At 40.3% G+C, this 2654-nt stretch carries 3 protein-coding genes; all 3 read right to left on the reverse strand.

The window, feature by feature from the left end; translation table 11 throughout:
* Nucleotides 1-245: helix-turn-helix domain-containing protein (locus WA010_RS03365; RefSeq protein WP_422555761.1), on the reverse strand; the 245-nt coding region annotated here is incomplete at its 3' end.
* Between the two features lie 3 nt (nt 246-248).
* Nucleotides 249-542: a type II toxin-antitoxin system HigB family toxin gene (locus WA010_RS03370; protein ID WP_422555762.1), complete on the reverse strand. Its 294-nt coding sequence runs from the start codon at nt 540-542 to the stop codon at nt 249-251.
* 163 nt (nt 543-705) lie between these two features.
* Nucleotides 706-2019: a type II toxin-antitoxin system HipA family toxin gene (locus WA010_RS03375; RefSeq protein WP_422555763.1), complete on the reverse strand. Its 1314-nt coding sequence runs from the start codon at nt 2017-2019 to the stop codon at nt 706-708.
* Nucleotides 2020-2654: the final 635 nt, after the last annotated feature.

The raw sequence follows: 2654 nt of genomic DNA on the forward strand, positions 1-2654 counted from the left end.
CGTGAGCCGATAATCGGTGTTAAATCTTTCGCTTCAAGACCCATCTGCTCCATTCGAAATTTGATTGCCTCTACTGGATCGCATACTGGCATTGGGTAATGTTTGGCTTCATACGCTTCGATAAGAGTTACAAGAATATCAAGTTCATCCCCCTCAGGCGTCCCTATATCAGCATTCATCAACATATCGATTCGTGCCAATGCTTTATCATAGTCTTTTTCAATTCGGATAGGAAAAATAGTCATCTTTTAAATCTCCTCTGCATTTATTTTGTCATACTGAGCATGGGTCCCTACAAAACGAATATATACCGTACTGTAAGGGTAATTGATCTTTACGATCAGTCTGTATTTATTTCCACCTATGTTAAATACTACACGATTATCTCGTAAAAAACTGGCGGTTTTATATTGAAACTTTATATCTTGAGGCGATTGCCAAGAAGCTTTCATCGCCTCTGCATACCATCCTGCTAAGGGATTCATGGCATCGGAATGAATATTCCAAAAATCTTGTAATGTTCGTTTACTGATAACTCTCATGAAAGTATTATAGCAGTTATTTCCCATTTTGGGAAAGTATTTTGTAAATTAAGCTAACTTTAAAGCGGATGTCCGAAAAAACCTAAATGTAGGTGGACACCCGAGAGTTTAACAATCATCGAAGAACGACTTGTCAATAATCCATAAAATCTAAGATTTTGAACTATAAACTTTTAACTCTCAAGTGTGCAAAAACTTGTTTGTAAAGTTCATCCGGAACTTCAAATTCATTAGCTAAACGTGTAAAACTACTAAAAGCCTCAAGAGATTGTTCAATAATTTCATTAGCATGTTTTGCGGGTATGCTGCACTTAGATGCAAAGGCCAAAAGATCGTTTCGCTCAAACTGATCTCGTTTGCTAGATATTGAAATCTGATGCTGCGCGGTCCACTTTCCAAGCGGGTCATACGCATAGGTCATATCAAACGCAGGGGAGAGTGACCATACACCGCGACGATCCATCATGAAGCCAAAATTTTTGGCATGATCGTCTTGATTACGCCCGATGATGTTAAAGACAGCGCGACGAAACAGCTCATTGAGTTCATTCTGACCCAAGCCCAGTTCGCGACAGGTCATGACTAACTGCTCGTACGAGTAGACACCCACATGATCTCGATCAAAATGTCGCAAACCTGCCCAGGAAGCATAGTGCTTTTTGCGCACCTTTGCATCAACAATTTCACGATCAAACCGCTCGATCATAAAATGAAAATCATCATCGTCTGTAATATAGGTTGTTGAGGGGATATTGATACCGCACTCTTTGGCAATCAGAGAATAGATGTATTCAATTCGTGTCATCCCTTTAGGATCTTTGCGATCTTTATCGCTGTTATCATCCGAATCAAACTTCAAAAGCCAGTAGCGTTTATCGACACCCGCATCCAACGTACCGTCATAAAATCTCCCTTGCGCATCTTGGGCTACCAATGCTTTAGATCTTGCCCCTCCGGCACTCGATCCGACACGAATAAGGGCTAACATTTCTTCATGTGAAGCGGTGGATAATTTGTGATTGAAATCGCTCTTTTCACGCAATACCATATTGGCAAGTTCATTCAGATGATGAATATTGAGACTTCCTCCATTCATAGCCATACCATCGTTGAATGAGGGCTCATATTCAAAGGCACCCATGCTTCGTTTACCAATATAAGCCAAACGATCAAGGGCGGTGATATCGGATGGGGATAACCCATTGTCGGCAAAGAAACGATCAATTAACTTGTTACCGAATTTGTCAGGGAGCGAATCGGCAAAGATTCCGGGCAGTCCATGAAAGGTTCGCTGACTGATTGAGGGGTATGAGTGTATCATAGGAGGGTATCTCATCTCCAAAGGCGAGAGTTGAATGTTTGAGGCTGTAAATTCAGGTGTGTATTCAAACGTCGCTATGCTGTTTTGTCCAGGGGCATAACCCAAATATCCTATGGTCTTTCCCCATAAATTTACGGTAATTACCGGTGTAGCCATTATTCATCTCCCCATTGAAAATTGGAGGGTTTTGATTTCTTTTTAGTGATCCGCTTTTTGAGCGGTTTTTCGATTTGTTGTGCAGGGCTGAATGTTTGAGTTGATTCCAAAAGTGTATTCAGTGCATCGAGCTCTCCAAGCCCTCTAAGAATTCGGATAAAACTGGTTAGAGATATCGTCCCCTTGTTAGCACGAAAGCGTTTGAGAGTAGCAAGGTTGGTGCCGCTTTTTTAAACCAGTTCAGCATCACTGAACTCTTTTTCACGACGTCTTCGATCAACGCGTTGTGCTAGTTCCCTAAGAACTTCGTCATCGCTTAGCAGTGAAAAACGCATCAGATCCCTCCTAAAGTGGTATTTAAAAACAATTATAGCACTAAAAAGAGCTTTTATAATAAATAAATAGAAATAAAGTATCTAGATAGATTTTATATACTTGTAATTTATACTAAAGACAGTATTTTATGAATCAGTAGAGGAATATCAATTTATAGATTAAGGCGATCAGTATTTTAGTGGGCTTGTTTTTGATGGTACTTCATCATAAGCGCTAAAACCATCCAGCTTTTACCGCTTCCTCTCGGAGCGGAAATAAGTGAAACGGTTTTTTTTTGAAAAGGGTGTCAAGGGGTAAAG

The organism is Sulfuricurvum sp. (assembly GCF_049305995.1).
GTDB lineage: Bacteria > Campylobacterota > Campylobacteria > Campylobacterales > Sulfurimonadaceae > Sulfuricurvum.